This is a genomic window from Mycobacterium sp., from assembly GCF_044370595.1.
Lineage (GTDB): Bacteria > Actinomycetota > Actinomycetes > Mycobacteriales > Mycobacteriaceae > Mycobacterium.
The window spans coordinates 1-3,256 of record NZ_JBILVF010000239.1 but is presented as its reverse complement, the minus strand read 5'-3'; the positions used below and the strand labels follow the sequence as shown (position 1 = coordinate 3,256).

Sequence of the window (3,256 nt, the reverse complement as noted above, 5' to 3'; positions counted from 1 at the left end):
GCTCAGGACGAAGCTGTCGCACTGCAGTTCGCGAATGAGGTCGATTCCCGACCCATCCGGAAGGTAGACGTCGACCAAAGCCAAGTCCACCGGGCCGGCGTCGCGGGCCTCAGCGAGGGTGTTGGCGGTGCCGACCACCACAAACCCGGGTAGCGCCTCGACGACCCCCGCGTGCATCTCGGCGACCCGGAAGTCGTCGTCGACCACCAGCACGGTGAAATCGGCTTCGCTCACCGTGCCATCACTCCCGGCAGCACGGCGACGAATTCCGCACCGCACAACTGAGTGCCGTCCCGGCCGGTCTGGGTCATCCGGATGTCACCGCCCAGTGCGCGGGCGATCTGGCGAGACACCGTCAGGCCGATGCCGCGTCCCCCGGGCAGCCCGGACTCCGGTTTGGTGGAGGTGCCCTCCTCGAAGATTCGATCCGCCAGCACCGTCGGTACTCCGTCGCCGCTGTCGGCGACGGTGAGGTACAGCGTCGAATTGTCTTGCAGCAGTTCCACTTCCACCATTTTGACCGCACTGGCGCCGGTGCGGGCGGCGTCGATGCCGTTGTCGAGCAGGTTGCCCAGCACGGTGGTGACGTCGACCGGCAACGTCAGCTCACCGGGGACCGCTGTGCCCGGCCCGATGCGCAACGTCACACCGGACTCCCGTACCCCTGCCGCCTTGGCAGCCAGGAAGGCCTGCAGGTAAGTGTCGCGGATCGCGTCGATTCCGGGCAGCGCCGCGCCCAATGGGCCGGAGCCGAGCAGTTCCTCGAGATACTTGGCCGCCTCATCGTGGTGGCCGCCGTGCAGCAGCCCGTTGAGCAGATGCAGTCGGTTGGCGTACTCGTGGCGCTGGGCCCGTAGCACGGTACTCATCAGCCGCACCGCATCCAGTTGCCGGGTCAGCGACTCCACATCGGTGCGGTCCCGCACCACCAGTACGGTGCCCAGTTCGCGCCCTTCCCGCGCCACCGGTCGGGCCGACACCACCAGCACCCGCTCTCCGACGGTGGCCAGTGTCGGCGTCGGGTCGGAGGAGCGCAGCACCTCCAACACCCGCGCAGTCAGCCCGATCTGGTCGACCGGATTCCCGGCGGCCGGGCCGATTTCGAGCAGCCGGTGGGCCTCGTCGTTGACGAAGGTGACGGTGCCCCCGGTGTCGGCCGCAAGTACCCCTTCGCCGATGCCGTGCAGCACCGCCTCCTGGTTGCGCACCATCTCGGTCATCTCGGTGGGCTGCAGGTTCAATGTCTGCCGGCGCCACCGTCGGGCCAGCAGCACAGATAGCGCCACGCCGGTCAGCAGGGCCGGCCCGCCGGTGAGGACGGCCAGGCGCCGTTCGCCGCTGAGCAGACCGTAGACCGTCGAGGTGGACATCCCGACGCTGACCTGTCCTATCACCCGGTTGGAATCCATTTCCAGCACAGGGACTTTGGCTCGTATCGAAGGGCCCAGGGTGCCGTTCTGCTGCAGGATTTCCTCGCGCCCGGTTATCGCGGCCGACGGTTCGGTGCTGACAATCTTGCCCAACTCGGCGGGGTTGGGGTGACTCAGCCGGATGCCGCGTTCATTGGTGATCACCACGAACAGCACTCCGGTGCCCTGCCGGACCTGATTGGCGAGCCGTTGCAGTTCCCCGCCGGCCAAGGTCTCGGCCGGGGGCGCGTCGCCCTGCAGTGTGGCCACGTCGGTGCGAACCGCGGGTGCGTCAGCCAGCACCCGGGCGATATCACGGCACCGTGCCCCGTACTGGTCGATCAGGCGGTGGTGATAGATGAAACCGATCAACACGAAGGCGACCGCCAGCGTCAGCAGGACGACCGCCAATTGCAACAGCAGGATCTGCGTCGCCAGCCGGACGTCGATGCGGCGCTTGCCGGTCACCGGGGCAGCCTAGGGCCGGCTAAGCAGAATGTGCAAAAACCTCGGTGTTGTTTGCGACCTCGAGGAAGGTCCGGCGCAGCACCTGCAGGTACAGATGCACCGAATGGCGTGCCTCGGCGGTGTCGGGGTAGGACACCATGACGGTGGTCTGGTGGGCGTTGCGGGTGACCCACATGTTCAGGTCGCCGTGCGAGAGGTCGTCGATGTAGAGGCCCAGACGGTTGGCCCGGGCGTCTGCCAGGCTTCGGAAGTCGAACAGGGACAACATCATCGACGGCTTGCTGGCCGGTGTCACGCCGAGTTCGTCCAGAGGTGCCAGCTCCAGCACCCGGCGGAACGGAACGGCGGACAGATGCTTGTTGGCGTCGAAGGACTTCTGCGCCGCCCGGGCAATCTGGGCGAAGCTGGCGCCCTCGATGGGCATCGACACCGGGAAGATGCTGGCGAACCAGCCGGCGCACCGGGACTGCTCCGGGCCGGACCGGTTGTCCGACGGGGTAAAGGTGTGGAAGGTCTCCGAGCCGGTGAATTCGTGGTCGGCGAGTGCCGCGCACGCCATCACCCCGCCGCTGAATCGAGCGCCTGCGGCGCGGCAGGCATTGTTGAAGGCCTCGGTCTGGGCGGCATCGAGCAGCTCGACGGAGACCGCCGCACCGGCGGCGTTGGCCGGGGCTTCGCCCAGCGGCAGCGGGAAGCTGGGCCACTCACCGTCGGTGTCGCGGGCGAAGTCGACCCAATCCTTGATCGGCCGGGACTCCAGCGTCAGTGCGTCGATCTGCAGCTGCTGGCGCAGCGAGTAATCGCGGTAGGCGCTGGTCTGCGGCAGCGCGGCGGATCCTCCGGCGGCCAGGGCCTGATAGCTCTGGTGGATGTCGCGGTAGACCTCGACTGCCGACGAGCCGTCGGTGTGGAGGTGGTCGATGTTGGCGAACACCGTGAAGTGGTCGGACTTCTGGACGACGCCGAAGGTGAAGCAGTCCCACTCCAGGGTGCCCGGGGTCGCGTTGAGCGCATGGGCGCGGATCTGGCCTTCGTCCATGAAGCCCAGCGACTCGGGGACGAACTCGATGCAGTCCGCTTCGACCGTTCGCCGGGTGATCGTCCCGGCGACGACATCGAACGCGCTGTGATAGGTGTCGTGGCGGCGGAGGTGGGTGTTGATCGCCTCGGTCATCGCGGCGATATCGCACCATCCGTCGATGTCCCAGGCGGCCATGATCAGGCGCGGGACCGAACGCCCGAGTGTGCGAGCGCGGTCCGCGGTCAGCAGGTGCTGCATCTGCTGGAAGGTCGGCGGCAGCGGGTCGTGCGGGGCGCGGGCGACCGCCGCACGGCTGGCCGGCGAAGCCGTCCATGTAGTGACGGGCCCGTGGCCGGGC

3 protein-coding genes are annotated in these 3,256 nt (G+C 67.9%); all 3 read right to left on the bottom strand.

The features are described from left to right. Positions 1–234 (bottom strand): response regulator (locus ADBZ5N_RS18230; protein WP_526259901.1); only part of this gene is annotated, 234 nt, incomplete at its 3' end. After that, the gene (locus ADBZ5N_RS18225) at positions 231–1,877 is read right to left on the bottom strand and encodes a sensor histidine kinase (RefSeq protein ID WP_526259899.1); all 1,647 of its coding nucleotides are present in this window, start codon (positions 1,875–1,877) and stop codon (positions 231–233) included. The genes ADBZ5N_RS18230 and ADBZ5N_RS18225, both read right to left, overlap by 4 nt. Positions 1,878–1,896: 19 nt before the next feature. Further along, on the bottom strand, positions 1,897–3,256 hold a 1,360-nt coding region (locus ADBZ5N_RS18220; RefSeq protein WP_526259897.1), incomplete at its 5' end, for a condensation domain-containing protein.